Source organism: Bradyrhizobium sp. WBAH42, assembly GCF_024585265.1.
Taxonomy (GTDB): Bacteria; Pseudomonadota; Alphaproteobacteria; order Rhizobiales; family Xanthobacteraceae; genus Bradyrhizobium.
In genome coordinates, this window is sequence record NZ_CP036533.1 from 935,092 (window position 1) to 952,866 (window position 17,775).

Here is a 17,775-nt window from a genome sequence, read left to right on the forward strand (position 1 = left end):
TAGGCCTGTGCTCGAACGTCGACACAGGAGAAGCGAAGGCATGAGTTCTGAAGCCGCAACGGGTGCCATGAGCGGACTGCGCGTCATCGATCTCACGCGTGTGCTCGGCGGTCCTTACTGCACCCAGATCCTCGCCGACCATGGCGCCGACGTGATCAAGGTCGAGCCGCCCGCGGGCGACGAGGTGCGCGAATGGGGCCCTCCGTTCCACGAGGAGGATGCGGCCTATTTCGTCGGCATCAACCGCAACAAGCGCTCGATCGGCCTCGACCTCGCCTCCGAAGGCGGGCGCGTCGTGCTGCTGAAGATGCTGGAAACGGCCGACGTCCTGATCGAGAATTTCAAGCCGGGCACGCTGGAGAAATGGGGCATCGGCAACGACGTCCTCGGCAAGAAATATCCGCGCCTCGTGCATTGCCGGATCTGCGGCTTCGGCGCCGACGGCCCGCGTGGCGGCAATCCCGGCTATGACGCCATCATCCAGGCCATGACCGGCATGATCGCGGCGACCGGCTCGCCCGAGAGCGGGCCGATGCGGATCGGCGTGCCGCTGGTCGACATCACCACCGGACTTTATGCGGCGATCGGCATCCTGATGGCGCTGTCGGAGCGGCAACGTTCGGGCAAGGGCCAGTTTCTGGAGACGACGCTGTACGAGACCGGCCTTGCCATCATGCATCCGCACACCGCGAATTATTTCATGCATGGCAAGCCGCCGGGCCTCACCGGCAACGAGCACCCGAACCTCGTGCCTTATGCGATCTTCCCGACCAAGACCGACAACATCTTCATCGGCGTCGGCAATGACGGCACCTTCCGCAAGCTCGCCAAGGAGATCGGCAAGCCCGAGCTCGGCACCGATCCGCGCTTTGCCCGCAACAAGGACCGCATCGCCAATCGCGAGGCGCTGCGCGCCGAGCTCGCCGCCGTGTTCAGCCAGCACGAGGCCGAGCCGCTGTGCAACCGCCTGCTCGCCGCGGGCCTGCCCGCAGGTCCCGTGCAGAAGATCGACCAGGCGCTGACGAATCCGCACACGATCGCGCGTGGCGATATCATCGAGAAGGACTGGTACAAGGGCGTGGCGTCACCGATCCGGCTCGACCGCAGCAAGCCCAGCCTGCGCCGCGTGCCGCCGAAGTTCAGCCAGCACGCGGCCGAGGTGCTGGGCGGGTTCGGCTACTCCAAGGCCGAGATCGACGCGATGGTCGAAAAAGGCACGGTCTGCGGTCCCGACCGCAAGCGCTAAGGGCCTCACCCTTCCCATCCACCAATGCCGCACTGCGGCGCGCGCACGCATGTGCAGCGCGAACGGAGTTGGCTGACCGCTCCGTCTTCGCCTATTTGACGACTTCCCATTTGGCAGCGCTTGCTGCTTTCGTTTCTCCCGCTTACACAGTCATGTGAACGTCATATGGCGCTGCTAGCGCAAGCGCTTCTTAGTGACGGGCAAGGGAGGTTTTCTTGATGGCTCTTCGACATTTTGGCGCGGCGGCGGCTGTCGCGCTCACGGTTGGTCTCGGCGCTTCGCCGGCACTTGCCGTGACCGAAATCCAGTGGTGGCACGCGATGACCGGCGCCAACAACGACGTCATCGTCAAGCTCGCCAACGACTTCAACGCCACGCAGAGCGACTACAAGGTGATCCCGACCTACAAGGGCAATTACGCCGATACGATGAACGCCGGCATCGCCGCGTTCCGCGCCGGCAACGCGCCGCACATCATGCAGGTGTTCGAGGTCGGCACCGCCACCATGATGGCCGCCACCGGCGCCGTGAAGCCGGTCTACAAGCTGATGGCCGAGACCGGCGAGAAGTTCGATCCGAAGGCCTATCTGCCCGCGATCACCGGCTATTACTCGACCTCGAAGGGCGAGATGCTGTCGTTCCCCTTCAACTCGTCGTCGACCGTGATGTGGGTCAACCTCGACGAGCTGAAGAAGGCCAATGTCGAGATCCCGAAGACCTGGCCCGACGTGTTCGACGCCGCCAAGAAGCTGAAGGCGGCCGGCCACGCCACCTGCGGCTTCTCCAACTCCTGGGTCACCTGGGTCAATCTCGAGCAGCTGTCCGCCTGGCACAACGTGCCGCTGTCGACCAAGGCCAACGGCCTCGACGGTTTCGACACCGTGCTCTCCTTCAATGGACCGCTCCAGGTCAAGCATCTCGAAAACCTGGTCGAGCTCCAGAAGGACAAGACCTACGACTATGCCGGTCGCACCAATACCGGCGAAGGCCGCTTCACGTCGGGCGAATGCCCGCTCTACCTGACCTCGTCGGCGTTCTTCGGCAACGTCAAGGCGCAGGCCAAGTTCGCCTTCACCGCGGTGCCGATGCCCTATTATCCGGACGCCAAGGGCGCGCCGCAGAACTCGATCATCGGCGGTGCCTCGCTCTGGGTGATGGGCGGCAAGCCGGCGGACGATTACAAGGGCGTCGCGAAGTTCCTCACCTTCCTCTCGGACACCGATCGCCAGGTCTACATCCACAAGGCCTCCGGCTATCTGCCGATCACCAAGGCGGCCTATGAGAAGGCCAAGGCCGAGGGCTTCTACAAGGACCAGCCCTATCTCGAGACGCCGCTGCTCGAGCTGACCAACAAGGAGCCGACCGAGAATTCGCGCGGCCTGCGCCTCGGCAACATGGTGCAGCTCCGTGACGTCTGGGCGGAGGAGATCGAGCAGGCCCTGGCGGGGAAGAAGACCGCCAAGCAGGCGCTAGACGCCGCCGTCGAGCGCGGCAACACCATGCTGCGCCAGTTCGAAAAGACCGCCGTGAAGTAAGGCGACCAGCGGCAGGCCGTCACCGGCCTGCCGCTTCTCTGGGGCATCATGCAAAAGCAAGCCATTTTCCAGTCGAAGCTGTTGCCCTATGCGCTGGTTGCGCCGCAGCTCGCGATCGTCCTGATTTTCTTCTACTGGCCGGCCTTGCAGGCGGTGATCCAGTCCTTCCTGCTCCAGGACGCCTTCGGCCTGTCGACCAGCTTCGTCTGGTTCGACAATTATCTCGAGCTGTTCAGGGAGCGCGCCTATTTCGAGGCGATCCTGCGCACCTTCTTCTTCTCGTTCGCGATCGCGGTGTCGTCGCTGTCGTTCGCGCTGCTGCTCGCCGTGATGGCGGACAAGCCGCTGCGCGGTGTGACGCTCTACCGCACGCTGCTGATCTGGCCCTATGCGGTGGCGCCGCCCGTCGTCGGCGTGCTCTGGATCTTCATGCTGCATCCCTCGCTCGGCGTGCTCTCGCGCTACCTGCGCACTCTGGGCATCGACTGGAATCCGCTGCTCGACGGCGACCAGGCCGCATCGCTGATCATCCTGGCCGCCGCCTGGAAGCAGATCTCCTACAACTTCCTGTTCTTCCTCGCCGGCCTGCAGAGCATCCCCAGAAGCGTGCTCGAGGCCGCCGCGATCGACGGCGCGCGCCCGATGCGCAGGTTCTGGACCGTGACCTTCCCGCTGCTGTCGCCGACCATCTTCTTCCTCCTGGTCGTCAACATCGTCTACGCCTTCTTCGACACGTTCGGCATCATCGACACCATGACCCGCGGCGGCCCCGGCAAGTCGACCGAGACGCTGGTCTACAAGGTCTATTCCGACGGCCTGCTCGGCGGCAATCTCGGCAGCTCGGCGGCGCAGTCGGTGATCCTGATGATCATGGTGATCGTGCTCACGGGCATCCAGTTCCGCTTCGTCGAACGCAAGGTGACCTACTGATGGTCGAGGAAGAGGGCTTTCGGCGCTACGTCGCCCACATCATCCTGTGGATCGGAATCGCGATCGTCGCCTTCCCGGTCTACATCGCAATCGTCGCCTCGACCCAGGACAACGCCGTGATCGCGAACGGGCAGATGTCGCTGCTGCCCGGCGGCCACTTCTTCGAGACCTACTACCAGACCATCTTCGTCGGCACGAGCGGCTCGACCCGCGAGCCGGTCGGCAACATGATGCTGAACTCGCTGGTGATGGCGCTGCTGATCGCGGTGGGCAAGATCGCGATCTCGATCATCTCGGCCTATGCGATCGTGTATTTCCGCTTCCCGTTCCGGATGCCGATCTTCTGGCTCATCTTCATCACCCTGATGCTCCCGGTCGAGGTCCGCATCTATCCGACCTACAAGATCGTCGCCGACCTGCACATGCTCGACAGCTATGCCGGCCTGTCGCTGCCGCTGATCGCATCGGCCACCGCGACGCTGCTGTTCCGCCAGTTCTTCATGACCGTGCCGGACGAGCTGTTGGAAGCCTCGCGCATCGACGGCGCCGGCCCCTTGCGCTTCTTCTGGGATACGCTGCTGCCGCTGTCGCGCACCAACATGGCGGCGCTGTTCGTGATCCTGTTCATTCTCGGCTGGAATCAATATCTCTGGCCGCTCTTGATCACCACGCGCGACGACATGCAGACCATCCAGATCGGCATCCGCAAGATGATCACCACCACCGACGCGCTGACCGAATGGCCGATCGTGATGGCAACCGCCGTGCTGGCCATGCTGCCGCCGGTGTTCGTCGTCGTCGCCATGCAGAAATTGTTCGTGCGCGGCCTGGTCGAGACGGAGAAGTAGAGACTTATGGCCAACGTCACCCTGCGCAGTGTCCGCAAAACCTATCCCGGCGGCTTCGAGGCCATCAAGGGCGTCGACGTCGATGTCGGCGACGGACAGTTCTGCGTGCTGGTCGGACCAAGCGGCTGCGGCAAGTCCACGCTGCTGCGCATGGTCGCGGGGCTGGAGACGGTCACCGGCGGCGAGATCGACATCGGCGGCCGCGTCGTCAACCAGATCGAACCCGCCGATCGCGACATCGCGATGGTGTTCCAGAACTACGCGCTCTATCCGCATATGAGCGTCTACAACAACATGGCCTATGGCCTGCGCAACCGCGGCATGGCCGAGGCCGAGATCAAGACTCGCGTCGAGGAAGCCGCGCGCGTGCTCGAGCTCTCCGCCATGCTGGAGCGCAAGCCGCGCCAGCTCTCCGGCGGCCAGCGCCAGCGCGTCGCCATGGGCCGCGCCATCGTGCGCCAGCCGAAGGTGTTTTTGTACGACGAGCCGCTCTCCAACCTCGACGCCAAGCTGCGCATCGCGATGCGGGTCGAGATCCGCAAATTGCAGCGCCGGCTCAACACGACGTCGATCTACGTCACCCATGACCAGCTCGAGGCGATGACGCTCGCCGATATTCTCGTCGTGATGAACGGCGGCCAGGTCGAGCAGGTCGGCAATCCGCTTGATATCTACGAGAAGCCGGCGACGACTTTCGTCGCCTCCTTCATCGGCGCGCCGCCGATGAACTTGATGTCGACGCGGCCCGAGGAGATCCGCTCGCAGCTCGCCGGCAGCACTGCTGCCGATGCCGGCATCCTCGGCATCCGCCCGGAGGATTTTGTCATCACCGACGAAACGCCGGCCGGCGGCGTCGCCTTGCCGCTCACCGTGGAGGCGATCGAGCGCGTCGGCGCCGAAACCTTCGTCTACGGCTCCCGCGAGCAGGAGGACCAGCGCGTCGCCGCCACGCCCGGCGAGCTGCCGCCCGGCGAGGTCATCGTCCGCATTCCCGGGACCCAGGCGCCCGCCATCGGCGCGAGAATCCGCGTCGCGGCGGTGCGGGCGAAGCTGCATCTGTTCAGCGGCGACGGGCGGAAGCGGATCGAGGCCTGAGGGGATCCGAAGAGCCAGACAACAAAAGTGCGAAAACAACCCCATGCACAGTAGGAGGGGGTTTGTTTTTGCTGGGATAAATCGCCTCCAAACTGGTCATGCCGGCCATGACGAACCGGAGACATCCGGCGAGTGGGGAAAATCGCCCATCCACAGCTCCCCCGCTACCTGCTTGAACCCACAGGGGAACATGCCCATATTGCTGATCAAGGGGTGCCGTTCGCGGGCCCTGATGCACCAAAGTCGCTTCGAGAGGACTTTGTAAACTATGTCTCGTGTTCCAACGCTCTCCAGTCCCTTCCTGCTGGGCTTCGACGAGATCGAGCGCGTGCTCGACCGCGTCGTCAAAGGTGCCGACGGCTACCCTCCCTACAATATCGAGAGGTGCGGCGGCGCGGACGGCCAGCCCGAGCGTTTGCGCATCACGCTGGCGGTCGCCGGATTTACGCGCGACCAACTCGATGTAACCATTGAGGAAAACCAGCTCGTGATCCGCGGGCGGCAGCAGGACGACAAGTCCCGGCAATACATCCATCGCGGCATCGCCGCGCGCCACTTCCAGCGCACCTTCGTGCTGGCGGAGGGGATGCTGGTGCTGGGTGCGGATCTGAAGAACGGGCTGTTGTCGATCGATCTGGCCCGGCCTGAACCGGAGCGGATCGTTAAGACAATCGCTATCAATGAGCACGAATAATGGAACGAGTAGCGGACTCGACCGCTTAGTGTTCCAGAGGAGTCGAGACCATGAGTGAAGGTCACGTTGCGTTCGAATACGAAGCCAAGAATGTCTCTCCGGAGACGCTGGCAACCCTGGGCGAAGGCCATATCGCCTATGTGAAGCAGATCCGTTCCGAGGACGTGCCGGACCTGTTCCCCGAGGCGCCCAAGATCGCGCCGGGCCTCAAGCTGTTCGCGCTCCACGCCGCCGACGGCACGCCGATCATGCTGACCGACAGCCGGGAAGCCGCGGTCGCCAACGCCTGGAGCAACGAGCTGCAAGCGGTGAGCGTGCACTAAAGCACGCGCGTCGCACGAATAGAGCTTTGGCGGGCATGCCTTCGCAAGAAGGCGTGCCCGTTTTCATTTGAGAGGTGACGTTTTCGCGGCGCCATCGCCAGCCAGCGGGAATTCGGTGATGTCCCTGCCCGGCTGGGGCATTGGCTATCACACATGACTTGTGGCGGCGGCCTGCGCGCACGCCTCGTCCTTCGAGACGGCGCTTACGCGCCTCCTCAGGATGAGGCTCATCAGCGTCAGTGCCCGTTGAAACTGCTGCCGCGCACCCCGACCTCATCCTGAGGAGCCCGCCTCAGGCGGGCGTCTCGAAGGATGGCCGCAGTCTCGAAGGATGGCCGCAGGAGAAAACTCTCAACTCCGATAGCCCTGGCGTGCGGGGCGTCCCTGGCTCTTGCGCGCACGAGACCTCATCAATCCGTGATTTGACAGTTCCTGCATGTTTGTCAAATCTGACAAAATGCAGGCCAAGGCCCCTCCCCAGGACCGGATCCTCGACGCCGCCTTGCGCGTGTTCCGGCGCCACGGCTTCCGCCGCTCCTCGATCGAGCAGGCGGCCGAGGAAGCCGGACTGACGCGGCAGGCGCTCTATCATCACTTCGCCTCCAAGGAGGCGCTGTTTCGCGCCGTGCTCGAGCGGATCTACGAGCAGGGGCTCGCTGCCGAAATCGCGGCAGCAAAGGCGGCGGAAGAGGCCGGCCTCGAGCTTGCCGACATCCTGGTCGCCGAAATCGGCGCGCGGATGCAGTCGCTGCTCGCTTCGCTCAAGGACTCGCCCCACACCGAGGAGCTGTTTTCCGAGCACCTCGCGCAGGCGCGCGACCTCTACCAGAGCTATTCCGGCCGTTTCGCCGACGAGATCGCAACCACGATCGCGCGGGTGTGCCGCAAGCGGAAGCTCACGCTCGAAAGCGGCGTCAGCGTGCGCGAGCTCGCGCGCTGCGTGGAGATGGCGATCCACGGCACCAAATCCGCTTTCCCTTCCATGCAGCCGGTCGACGCGTTCCTGAAACAGCTCGAGCTCATGCTGCGCATGCTGATCGCCGGCGCGATGGCGCCGTCCGCAAAGAAGTCCCACCGCAAACCGGGAGTTCGAAAATGACCACCACGACCATCAATGGACGGCCTCTGGTGCTGCCCGACGATCCGGATGCGCTCTTGATCGACGTGATCCGCGACGGCGGCCTCACCGGCACCAAACTCGTCTGCGGCTCCGGCGTCTGCGGCGCCTGCACCGTGCTGCTCGACGGCACGCCCGTCGTGAGCTGCCTGTTGCCGGCGCAGGCGGCCGCCGACAAATCGCTGACGACCATCGAGGGCGTCGGAGCAGCCGGATTGCATCCCGTGCAGAAGGCGTTCATGGCGCACGACGCCCTGCAATGCGGCTTCTGCACGCCCGGCTTCGTCGTCGATGCCACCGCCTTCCATGACGGCTGGCGCGCGACCAAGGGCGCGGCGACGCCCTCGCGCGAGGAGATCGCCGCCGCGCTATCGGGACATCTCTGCCGCTGCGGCGCCTATGAAGGCATTTTTCGCGCGGTGGCGGAGGCTTGTTCAGGCCGCTTCGACGGCAACGATCCCATCGCGCCGCGGCTGGAAGCCCGCGACAAGGTGACGGGACTGGCCCGCTACACGGTCGACATCCGCCATGACGGCCAGCTCGAAGGCGTCATCCTGCGCGCGCACGTCGCGCATGCGAGGATCACGGAGCTTGATCTGGCGCCGGCGCGCGCCATTGCCGGTGTTGCCGCGGTCGTTCCGCTGCTCGACGACGACAACATGGTCCGCTTCGTCGGCGCGCCGATTGCAGCCGTCGCGGCTAGGGATCGCGGCACCGCACTGAAGGCCATTGCCGCGATCAGCTTCAAGCCCGAACCTTTGCCCGCGGTGATCGGGCTGGATGCAGCGCGACGCGATGATGCGCCCGTCGTGTTCGAAAAGAAGGACCGCAAGCGTGCCGGCAACGTGTCCGAGGGCGCCGGCGGCGCTCCGGTGTCGTGGAACGGCAATGTGCGTGGGCCTTCGGCGCCGTTCTCGCAAAAAGCCAAGCGGGCCAAGAGCTGGCTCGACGAGGCGCGCCAGCAACGCAATCCGCTGCTGATAGAGGAGACCTTCCGCGTCTCGACGCAACAGCACGCAAGCCTCGAACCACATGCCGCGGTGGCCAGGTTCGACGGCGATCAGCTCATTGTGCACATCTCGACCCAGGCCATTCACGAGAGCATGGAGAAGATCGCCAAGCGCTATGGCCTTCCGCACGACAAGGTGCGTGTGATCGCCGATCATGTCGGCGGCGGGTTCGGCTCCAAGGGCAGCGTTGGGCTGGAGACCATCGCCGCAATCGAGCTTGCGCGCGCCGCGAAGGCGCCGGTGCGTGTCGCCTTCGATCGTGAAGAAGAGCTTTCCGTCGCCGGCTATCGTCCGGCCGCCGAGCTGAAGCTGTCCTTGCTGCCTTCGGCGGAAGGCCGCCTCAAGGCGCTGTCGCTCACCGCCCATGCCGATACCGGCGCCGCCGTGAACTCGCTGATCGCCGGCCTGGCGCGGCTGATCTATCCGGCCGAAGCAAAAGAGCTCGTCGACTTCGACGTGCTCAGCAATTTGCCGCCCGGCGCGCCGTTCCGCGGCCCCGGCGGTCCGCCGATGTCGTTTGCGCTGGAGCAGGCGGTCGACGAAGCGGCGCTGCGCATGAAGGTCGATCCGATTCAATTGCGCAGGCTCTGGGACTCCGATCCCAACCGCCAGCGACTGTACGACTGGGCCGCCGGCCTCGACGTGTGGAAGAACCGCAAGCCGGCCGCCTCGCAAACCGGCCGCTACCGGCGCGGCGTCGGCGTCGCCACCGGCTACTGGCTCTATCTCTGGCAGACCGGCTCCTCGGTCGAACTCGCGATCAAGGGCGGACGCATCGTCGCAAGCTGCGCGGTACAGGATATCGGCACGGGCACGCGCAGCGTGATCGCGAACACCGTCGCGAAGGCGTTCGATCTCGAGCCGCAGGATGTGGACGTTCGCATCGGCCGCTCCAACCTGCCGCCCGGACCGGGCTCCGGCGGCAGCCGCGTCACCGCCTCGGTGGTGCCGCCGACCTTGCTTGCCATCGACAAGCTGAAAGCGGAAATCAAGCGCACCGCGTCTCGCACACCTGCTCCGGGCTCGAACGCGCCGTGGCGCGAGATGATCGCGGCTTCTCCCGATATCGCCGTGTCGGCGAGACGCCAGGAGGACGGCAGGCCGCCGCCCGGCGTCAGGCCCGCTCTGCACGAGGCGGGCATCATGGGCCGGGTGTTCGGTTGGGTGCTGCGTCTGATGAACCACATGGTGGTCGGCGCCGGCGTGCCGAGCTCGGTCCAGGTGATGGAAGTCGAGGTCGATACCTGGCTCGGCCATGTGCGCGTGCTCAACGCCTATACGGGCCTTTCGATCGGCAAGCTCGCCGCGCCGGCGCTGGCGCGAAGCCAGGCCGCGGGCGCGGTGATCCAGGGCATCGGCTACGCACTCTATGAGTCGCGGGAGACCGATCCTTTGAGCGGCCACATCCTGAGCGGCAGCATGGAGGATTACCGCATTCCGGGGATTGCCGACATGCCGAAACTGGAAGTGCATTTCGACGAGGCCGGTTTCGAGCATGTGCCGGGCGGCAGCGTCGGCATCGGCGAAGTCGCCACCGTGCCGACCTCGCCCGCGATCGCCAACGCCATCCGCGATGCGATCGGCGTGAGACTGACCGAAATTCCGTTCCGGCCCGATCGTCTGGTGGCCGCGCTGAAAGGGAGGGATGCAGCATGAGTGTCGCCGTCATGACCGCCAAGCCCACTGCCAAGCCCACGCCGGAATTCCGCGCCGGAGGCACCGACTTCAGCGAACGCCGCCGCAGCGGCGTGTCGCAGGGAATGCTGATCGATATCTCGGCCACCGGCGACAAGACGATCACCTGGGACGCCGACGGAGCAGCCGAGATCGGCGCGCTTGCCACCATCGCCACGATCGCGACCGACGCGCGCATCGCCGCTGCCTATCCCGGTATTGCGGCGAGCGCGCAAGGGCTCGCCACGCCACAGGTGCGCCAGGTTGCAACGCTCGGCGGCAATCTCGCGCAGCGTTCACGCTGCTGGTATTTCCGCCGGGCCGACATCGATTGCCTGAAGAAAGGCGGCAGCACCTGCCCCGCCCGGTCCGGCAATCACCTCTATGGCGTTGCCTTCGATCTCGGCCCGTGTGTCGCGCCGCATCCTTCGACCATGGCGGCGGCTCTGCTCGCCTATGATGCGACCATCACCACGGACCGGCGCAGCGGATTGACGATTGCCGACCTGCTCGGCGACGGCTCGGTCTCGCACGCCGATCATACACTCGCAGCAGGCGAGATGATCAAGAGCATTGCGCTTCCCGCTCCGCTTCAGGGCGAGCGCGCTTCCTACAAGCGGGCGATCAGCCGGACCTATGCGGAATGGCCGCTGGTGGAGCTCTGCGCCCGCGTCGTGATCGCCGGCGGCAAGTTCCAGCTCGTGCGTCTCGCTGCCGGCGGCGTCGCGCCCGTGCCGCTTCGCCTCACCGCCGTGGAAGTCGCGCTCAGTGGCAAGACTGCCAATGCGGCATCGATCGCGGAAGCGGCGAAAGCGGCGAGCTCGGGTGCCAAACCATTGCCGATGACGGCCTACAAGCTCGATCTTCTGCAAGGGCTGGTGCGCGACGTGCTGGAGCGGCTCTCGGATTAGAGCGGAATGGCTTTAGGTCGAATCGATTGCCGCGGCTCGTTCACCTCTCCCGCTTGCGGGAGAGGTCGGCGCGTCCGGGCGATGCGAAGCATCGTCCCGCGCGCCGGGTGAGGGCTTCCTCCTCTTGGGGATTGTCCCATTGCGGAAGCACCCTCTCCCCAACCCTCTCCCGCAAGCGGGAGAGGGAGCGCACCTTCGTCGTTGGGCGATCAAGCCTCAATTCATCACGCTCTAGCCGCCTGAGCGACCTGCCAGCCGCGCTCGGATATCCGGCTTCAGCACCTTGCCGACCTTGGAGCGCGGCAGATCGTGCCAGACTTCGATCTGCTTCGGTGTCTTGACGCTGCCGATCCGCTGCTTGACGAAGGCCGCCAGCGCCGTCGCATCGACGCTCTGGCCGGCACGGGGCTGCACCACGGCGACGATCCGCTCACCCCATTTCTCGTCCTGAAGCCCGATCACGGCGCAATCCTGGACTGCCTCATGCGCCCGCAGCGCGTTCTCGACCTCGATCGAGTAGACGTTGAACCCGCCGGTGATGATCATGTCCTTGGCGCGATCGACGATATAGAGGTAGCCCTCGTCGTCGATGTAGCCGATGTCGCCGGTGTGGTGCCAGCCATGCGCGGAGGCCTCCGCCGTGGCTTCAGGGTTTTTGTAGTAGCCTTGCATCACCAGCGAGCCGCGGACCACGATCTCGCCGCGTGAACCGGTCGGCAGCAAATTGCCGTCGCGATCCATGATGCCGGCCTGCACCAACGGGCTGATCCGCCCCGCCGAGGCGAGGCGCTCCATCGCGATCGTGCCATCGGCATTGTAATGCTCGCCAGGTGCCATCATCGAAATCATCATCGGCGCTTCCGTCTGACCGAACAACTGCGCCATCGGCCCGATGCGCCGGAGCGCCTCTGCAAGCCGTGCGGCCGAGATCGGTGCCGCGCCGTACCAGAAGCATTGCAGAGACCCGAGCTTCGCGGAGTCGAGCCTGGGATGATCGAGCAGCATGTAGATCAATGTCGGCGGCAGGAAGGTGTGCGTGACATGGTAGCGCTCGATCAAATCGAGGAATTCGGCGATGTCGGGGTGATGCATGATCACGATGCGACCGCCGAGCGCCATGATCGGGAAACACAGCACGCCGGCCGCATGGGTCAACGGCGCGAGCGCGAGATAGACCGGACGGCCCTTGAAGGGGTAGCCCATCAGCGTCAGTGCCGTCATGGCCTCGATGTTGCGGCCCGACAGCATGACTCCCTTCGGCTTTCCGGTGGTGCCGCCGGTACCGGGAATCATCGCGAGATCGTCGACCGTCTCGCGTTGATATGGGTCGGTGGGGAGGCCAGCGAGCCAGCCGTCGAACGAGGGCGCGAAGGGCAGCTCGGCATCGAGGCAGACCAGGACGCGCAGCTTCGGCAGCTCTGCACGCACCGCCTCGACCATCGGCGCGAAGCTCGAATGAAACAGCAGCAGGCTGCAGTCGAATTGGTCGAGGATGAGCCGGTTTTCGGCCGCCTCGTTGCGCGGATTGATGGGGCACCAAACCGAGCCCGCGCGGGAGATGCCAAACACGCATGCGAACGCGACCGGATCGTTGCCGGAAAGAATTGCGACCTTCTCGCCAGCAGCAATACCCGATCGCGCGAGCCCGCGCGCGACGCGGTAGCTCAGCAACTGCACCTCGCGGTAGCTGAGATCGCGCCCGTCCATGGTCAGGCACGGCGCATCGGCGCCGAGCGAGGCACCTTTGTCGAGGTAATCGATAAAGCGCATGATCAATCCCCGAAACGGCTGGCGGGTGGCGCGCGACCGCGCCACCCGCGATCCTGCTCAGTCGTGCACGGTGAGGATCGGTCTGCTGACCAGCCCGAAGCTCCGCAGCTGGCCGAGGAGCTCGTGGTGACCGAAGGCCTGGCAGCCCGAGGCGAAGCCCACGCGCTTGGGCGGCTGCTGCAGCAGGTGCGCCGCGGCATAGGCCTGCAGCAAGCCGGTCTGCTTGTAATTGCTGTTGCCGTTGATGACGCAGTGCGCGCGCCCCAACGGGCCGGAGGCATGCACCGAATCCAGCGACTTGTTGACGCGCGGGTTCTCCCGCGGCGGCATGGTGTTCATCACGCCGGCGGCAGTCTGCGCCAACGCGGCATAGCGGTCGTCGGGGTTCATGTCCTTGGTCGCGTCCAGCGCGGCGGCGACGATCTGCGGCACGCCCAGCATCAGCGCGCGGTTGAACACGCCGCCCAGCACCTTCACGTTGGCAACGCGCGGATCGCGCTTGAACCACACCGGGTGCGAGGTGCCGCCCCAGGGCAGCGCCAGCGCCAGCTCATGCTGGCCGGGGATGGCGAGGTTGTAGAGACCGGCGTCGGGCTGATGCTCGACATACTTGTTCTGTTCCAAATAGTAGGCTTTTGCCATCGCGGCGTTGACCAGGATGGTCTGGGTCGAGGCGATGGTCGGGCTGCCGCCCCAGAACACGGCGATATCCAGCGTGTCGAGGCCGGGCGTCTCCAGGCACAGCTGCGCGGCGATCTCGCCGGTGGTGTACATCTGCGCGATGCCCGGCGCGAGCAGCAGGCCGGCATTGGCGAACTTGGTGCCCCACTCCTGCTCGAGCGTGATCAGCCAGTCCTGCTCGCCTGTCGTGTCGGTGTAGTGGCATCGGGAAGCCCAACACGCCTGCACCACCTCGCCTCCGAACCTGGCGAAGGGACCCACGGTGTTGAGCACCACCGAGGCGCCGTTGAACAACTCGGTCAGTGCGCTCACGGTGTGCGGCACTTCCACCACCTCGTAGTCGGCGGTCTCGATGCCGGCCACGTTCGCCTTCATTGCGGCGTTGAGCTTCTCCGCGCTGCGGCCGGCGGCGATGAAGGGGATGTTGTATTCGCGTAAGTATTCGCAGACCAGGCGGCCGGTATAGCCGGACGCGCCATAGACGATGACGGGCTTCTTCGCGCTCATGCTCGTTCCTCCGGAATGTTCGTTGTCAGGTTTGCAGCTCACATGCCCATGCCGCCATCGACCGGCAGTCCGATGCCGGTGATGAAGCGCGCCTCGTTCGAGCACAGGAACACCGCGGCATTGGCGATGTCGCCGACCTCCGCGAGCTTGCCGAGAGGCGTCTGCTCCACCACCGAGCCGACCGCGGCGTTGACGTCGGGCGCGAGACCGATCTTCACGATGTCGTTCGCCAGCTGCAGGCCCATGTCGGTCGGGATCAAGCCGGGATAGATGCAGTTGACGCGCACGCCATAACCGAGCTTGCCGGCTTCCATCGCAGCGACCCGTGTCATGCGATCGACCGCAGATTTGGTGCCGGAATAGACCGCGATGCTCGGGAAGGCGATCGTCGCCGCGACGGAAGCGATGTTGACGACCGCGCCGCCTTTGCCCGCCGCTCCGCCCGGCCGCATCGCGCGGAAGGCGTGCTTCATGCCGAGCACGGTGCCGACGATGTTGACGTCGCACATCCGCCGCGCATCCTCGGCTCTGATCTCGCTGACCAGCGACGTGATCTCGATGCCGGCATTGTTGATGAGGATGTCGTAGCCGCCGAGGGTGGCAATCGTCGCAGCAGTCGCTTTCTCCCACTGCGCATCGTCGGTGACATCGAGATGCACGAAGCCGGTCTTCACACCGAGCCTGGCGATCTGGCCGGCGCTGTCCTTGCCGACGTCATCGAGGATGTCGCCGATCATGACTGCCGCACCGGAGCGCGCCAGTGCCTCTGCAATGGCGGCTCCTATCCCGCGGGCTCCGCCGGTGACCAGGGCTTTGCGGCCATCAAGACTCTTCTCACTCATCGCACGTCCTCCCTTTGCTTGGACTGATCTGTTGAACTGATCTGTTCGCTGATGATCGGTGCGTGCTGCGGCTGGCAGCACGGTGCCGGCGCGGTTGCGCAACGGCATGCGAGTCCGTTCCGGCGGCGCGGCGCCGGTGGGTGCATTTCCTCCATTTGCTGGCGTCTTGACGACTGTCCAAATTTCTTGGCGCGCACACTCCTCCCGGGACTTGACAGTTGTCAAGGTAAAAATTTGACAGTTGTCAAAGAGGATGGTCTGTAGACGATGACCGACGATGTGATCGTGGTGACCAAGAGACGGGAGACAGCGCGACGATGGCGCGGCAAGCGACAGGGGCGGCGAAGCGAGAGGCCGTGGCGGAGATCGTGCGGGACGACAAGTTCAACGCGCGGCGCATCGAGCTCGCCGAGGCCGCGCTCGAGACGCTTGGAGAGCTTGGCTTCGCCCGGACCAGCCTGCGCGAGATCGCGCAGAACTCGGCGTTCACGCACGGCGTGTTTCACTATTATTTCAGCGACAAGCTCGACCTGATCTGCTGCTGCGTTCGCCACTACAAGGCGAAGTGCGTGACGCGCTATGACGAGGTCGTCGCGACCGCAACGAGCCGCGACGAATTGACGGAGGGCTTCCTCGCCAAGCTCGCAGCAACGCTGCAGAACGAAGCCCGCATGCACCGGCTTTGGTACGATTTGCGCTCGCAGGCGATGTTCGAGGCGGCGTTTCGCAAGGATGTGCTCGAGATCGACAAGAGCCTGGAAGCGATGATCTGGCGCATTGCCTCTCGGTATGCCGAGTTCGGCGGCAAGCGGCCGGCGTCGTCGCCAGGCGCGCTCTATGCGCTGTTTGACGGTCTATTCCAGAGTGCGCTGCTCAAGCACCTCGCGGGTGACAAGACGGCGGTTCCCGAACTGCTCGACGAAGTCCGGCGCCTGCTGCCGACGGTCTGCTGACGCGCACCAGCGGCTCGCACGAAGGCGTCGCCGCTCGAGACCTGCACGTTGAGTCATCCAAATTGATCGTCCGACTCGAAACTGCTTAGATGCGGCATGCCGCCGAAAGTCGAACGTCTGCCCAAGCAGCAATTGTGGTTTCCGGCCGGGCGCTATTTCCTGCGCACCATCAAGCGCGATGACGCCTCGCAGCGCTGGGCGGACTGGTTGTCCGACCCCTGGACGGTGCATGTGCTCAACACGTCACCGCGCGCGATGACCAAGGCCGACATCGCCGACTACATCAAATCCTTCGATCAGCGCGAACGGCTGCTGCTCGGGATATTCGAGCGCGGCAGCCGCATCCATGTCGGCTTCATTCGCCTCGACGTCAACGCAGCGGCGAGCGAGGCGCTCGTCAGCGCCGTCATCGGCGAGAAGGAGCACCGTAACGGCGGAGCAACGGTGAACACCTTCATTCCGCTGCTCAGATTCGTGTTCGACGATCTCAAGTTGAGCCGCATCCGCGCGTTCGTGCTGGATCGCAACCAGACGACCATTCAATATCTGTCGAAGCTCGGATGGACGCTCGAGCCAGAACCCGACAATCCCGTGCGATCGCACACGGATGGATCGCTTCTGGTGCTGCGTCGGATGACCTGGGACAGGCCAGGTTTCCAGGCCTGGTTGAAGAGCCCGATCGGGCAGCGGATCGTGAATCGCATGGAAGCGGCGCGAGGTTAGAGCCACCGGCCGCTCCCTTTGTCTGCTTACGCGATCAATCAGTACTTCGCGACGACGGGTGATCCGCCGAACCGATAGTTGATGCCTACCTTCACGATATCGATGTCCTGACGAATATCGATCAACGCGGTGGTGGCGGCGACTGGATTGGCGAACCCCACGCGCTTGCTGTCGAAGCCGTAGTGAGTGTACTCGATCAAGGCCGACCAGTTCGGGGCGAAGGCCCACTCGACACCGGCACCTGCCACCCAGCCGACACGATCGGTGCTGGCGCTTGAATTACAGGGCTCAAAAACGAGGAATCCCACACCGGGACAAACGAAGCCGCCAATCGTCGTGAAATTGTTCAGATTGTACCGGTCATGCGCAAACCCGACGCCGCCCTTGCCATAAACCAGGAAGCGATCCCATGTGTAGCCGATCCGACCCGTGACGCTGGCGACCCAGTCGGTGCGGCTCGATAGAGTGGCGGGCGCGCCGGTCTTTCCGGCGAAGAAGGGATCGTTGGCGGTGCCGTGAAGATCGGTGGCCGTGAAATCGCCGGCAATCCCGAGCACCCAGTTGCTGGCAAATTGGTAATCGCAACCTACCTGAACGCCTCCTACAATTCCGACGTCTCCGTTCACCCCAATGCGATCACCAGGGACATTGCCTATGGTCATTGCCGGCGCGATGAGCGCCCCCGTTCCGATGCCGGGATCCGTGAAGCCCGTTCGGCTCGCACCGCCGCCGACATGACCCCCGACATAGCAGCCGGTCCAACTGAAAGGCACGGCCGCCGCAACCGGCGCTTTCGTGTAGGGACGAGCTCCCAGATCGGCACCTTGAGCAGAGCCTGCGACAATCAGAGCCGACGTCGCCAGCAGCAGTCGTTTCATTCGTCACCCCCAAAGCAATCAGCGATAGAAATCTCCAG

At 64.7% G+C, this 17,775-nt stretch carries 16 protein-coding genes; 12 read left to right on the top strand and 4 right to left on the bottom strand.

Translation table 11 applies throughout. From position 1 onward, the window contains the following. Nucleotides 1-40: 40 nt before the first annotated feature. The 10 genes from DCG74_RS04415 (at nucleotide 41) to DCG74_RS04460 (ending at nucleotide 11,383) form a co-directional block, all read left to right on the top strand. Nucleotides 41-1,246: a CaiB/BaiF CoA-transferase family protein gene (locus DCG74_RS04415; RefSeq protein ID WP_246708996.1), complete on the top strand. Its 1,206-nt coding sequence runs from the start codon at nucleotides 41-43 to the stop codon at nucleotides 1,244-1,246. A gap of 218 nt (nucleotides 1,247-1,464) precedes the next feature. Continuing rightward, a complete protein-coding gene (gene ugpB, locus DCG74_RS04420; RefSeq protein ID WP_172788608.1) occupies nucleotides 1,465-2,781 on the top strand; it encodes a sn-glycerol-3-phosphate ABC transporter substrate-binding protein UgpB in 1,317 nt (438 codons plus the stop codon). Between the two features lie 48 nt (nucleotides 2,782-2,829). Beyond that, a complete protein-coding gene (gene ugpA, locus DCG74_RS04425; RefSeq protein ID WP_172788609.1) occupies nucleotides 2,830-3,711 on the top strand; it encodes a sn-glycerol-3-phosphate ABC transporter permease UgpA in 882 nt (293 codons plus the stop codon). Further along, nucleotides 3,711-4,559, top strand: a complete 849-nt coding sequence (ugpE, locus tag DCG74_RS04430; protein WP_172788610.1) for a sn-glycerol-3-phosphate ABC transporter permease UgpE — start codon at nucleotides 3,711-3,713, stop codon at nucleotides 4,557-4,559. Before ugpA ends, ugpE begins: the two co-directional genes overlap by 1 nt. 6 nt (nucleotides 4,560-4,565) lie before the next feature. Beyond that, a complete protein-coding gene (locus tag DCG74_RS04435) occupies nucleotides 4,566-5,654 on the top strand; it encodes a sn-glycerol-3-phosphate import ATP-binding protein UgpC (protein WP_172788611.1) in 1,089 nt (362 codons plus the stop codon). A 268-nt stretch (nucleotides 5,655-5,922) separates the two neighbouring features. After that, nucleotides 5,923-6,348, top strand: a complete 426-nt coding sequence (locus DCG74_RS04440) for an Hsp20 family protein (RefSeq protein WP_018323442.1) — start codon at nucleotides 5,923-5,925, stop codon at nucleotides 6,346-6,348. Between the two features lie 50 nt (nucleotides 6,349-6,398). Further along, entirely contained in the window at nucleotides 6,399-6,671 is a 273-nt protein-coding gene (locus DCG74_RS04445) for a DUF1150 domain-containing protein (RefSeq protein ID WP_018645064.1), read from the top strand. Nucleotides 6,672-7,107: 436 nt separating this feature from the next. Beyond that, nucleotides 7,108-7,770 carry a TetR/AcrR family transcriptional regulator gene (locus tag DCG74_RS04450; protein WP_246708997.1) on the top strand — a complete coding sequence of 221 codons (663 nt, stop codon included), beginning with the start codon at nucleotides 7,108-7,110 and terminating at the stop codon, nucleotides 7,768-7,770. Then, a complete protein-coding gene (locus tag DCG74_RS04455) occupies nucleotides 7,767-10,454 on the top strand; it encodes a molybdopterin-dependent oxidoreductase (protein WP_172788612.1) in 2,688 nt (895 codons plus the stop codon). The genes DCG74_RS04450 and DCG74_RS04455 overlap by 4 nt, the downstream gene beginning before the upstream one ends. Then, nucleotides 10,451-11,383: a xanthine dehydrogenase family protein subunit M gene (locus DCG74_RS04460; RefSeq protein WP_172788613.1), complete on the top strand. Its 933-nt coding sequence runs from the start codon at nucleotides 10,451-10,453 to the stop codon at nucleotides 11,381-11,383. The genes DCG74_RS04455 and DCG74_RS04460 overlap by 4 nt, the downstream gene beginning before the upstream one ends. 231 nt (nucleotides 11,384-11,614) lie before the next feature. Here the strand turns inward: DCG74_RS04460 and DCG74_RS04465 are convergent, their stop codons facing one another. Genes DCG74_RS04465 through DCG74_RS04475 form a run of 3 tightly spaced genes read right to left on the bottom strand, consistent with a single transcriptional unit; the run spans nucleotide 11,615 to nucleotide 15,183 of the window. After that, nucleotides 11,615-13,153: an AMP-binding protein gene (locus tag DCG74_RS04465; RefSeq protein WP_172788614.1), complete on the bottom strand. Its 1,539-nt coding sequence runs from the start codon at nucleotides 13,151-13,153 to the stop codon at nucleotides 11,615-11,617. Between the two features lie 57 nt (nucleotides 13,154-13,210). Then, on the bottom strand, nucleotides 13,211-14,341 hold the full coding sequence (locus tag DCG74_RS04470) for a DUF5938 domain-containing protein (RefSeq protein ID WP_172788615.1): 1,131 nt from the start codon (nucleotides 14,339-14,341) through the stop codon (nucleotides 13,211-13,213). A 38-nt stretch (nucleotides 14,342-14,379) separates the two neighbouring features. Continuing rightward, nucleotides 14,380-15,183 (bottom strand): SDR family NAD(P)-dependent oxidoreductase, encoded by an 804-nt coding sequence (locus DCG74_RS04475; protein WP_172788616.1) that lies wholly within the window; start codon nucleotides 15,181-15,183, stop codon nucleotides 14,380-14,382. A 317-nt stretch (nucleotides 15,184-15,500) separates the two neighbouring features. On the opposite strand from DCG74_RS04475, the gene DCG74_RS04480 reads away from it, so the two are divergent. Both DCG74_RS04480 and DCG74_RS04485 read left to right on the top strand, forming a co-directional pair. Next, nucleotides 15,501-16,136 (top strand): TetR/AcrR family transcriptional regulator, encoded by a 636-nt coding sequence (locus DCG74_RS04480; RefSeq protein WP_172788617.1) that lies wholly within the window; start codon nucleotides 15,501-15,503, stop codon nucleotides 16,134-16,136. A 96-nt stretch (nucleotides 16,137-16,232) separates the two neighbouring features. Continuing rightward, complete coding sequence (locus tag DCG74_RS04485) at nucleotides 16,233-16,859, top strand: GNAT family N-acetyltransferase (RefSeq protein WP_172788618.1); 627 nt, start codon at nucleotides 16,233-16,235, stop codon at nucleotides 16,857-16,859. Between the two features lie 38 nt (nucleotides 16,860-16,897). Here DCG74_RS04485 and DCG74_RS04490 read toward each other — a convergent pair whose 3' ends face one another. Further along, nucleotides 16,898-17,737 (bottom strand): outer membrane protein, encoded by an 840-nt coding sequence (locus DCG74_RS04490; protein WP_172788619.1) that lies wholly within the window; start codon nucleotides 17,735-17,737, stop codon nucleotides 16,898-16,900. Between the last annotated feature and the right edge of the window lie 38 nt (nucleotides 17,738-17,775).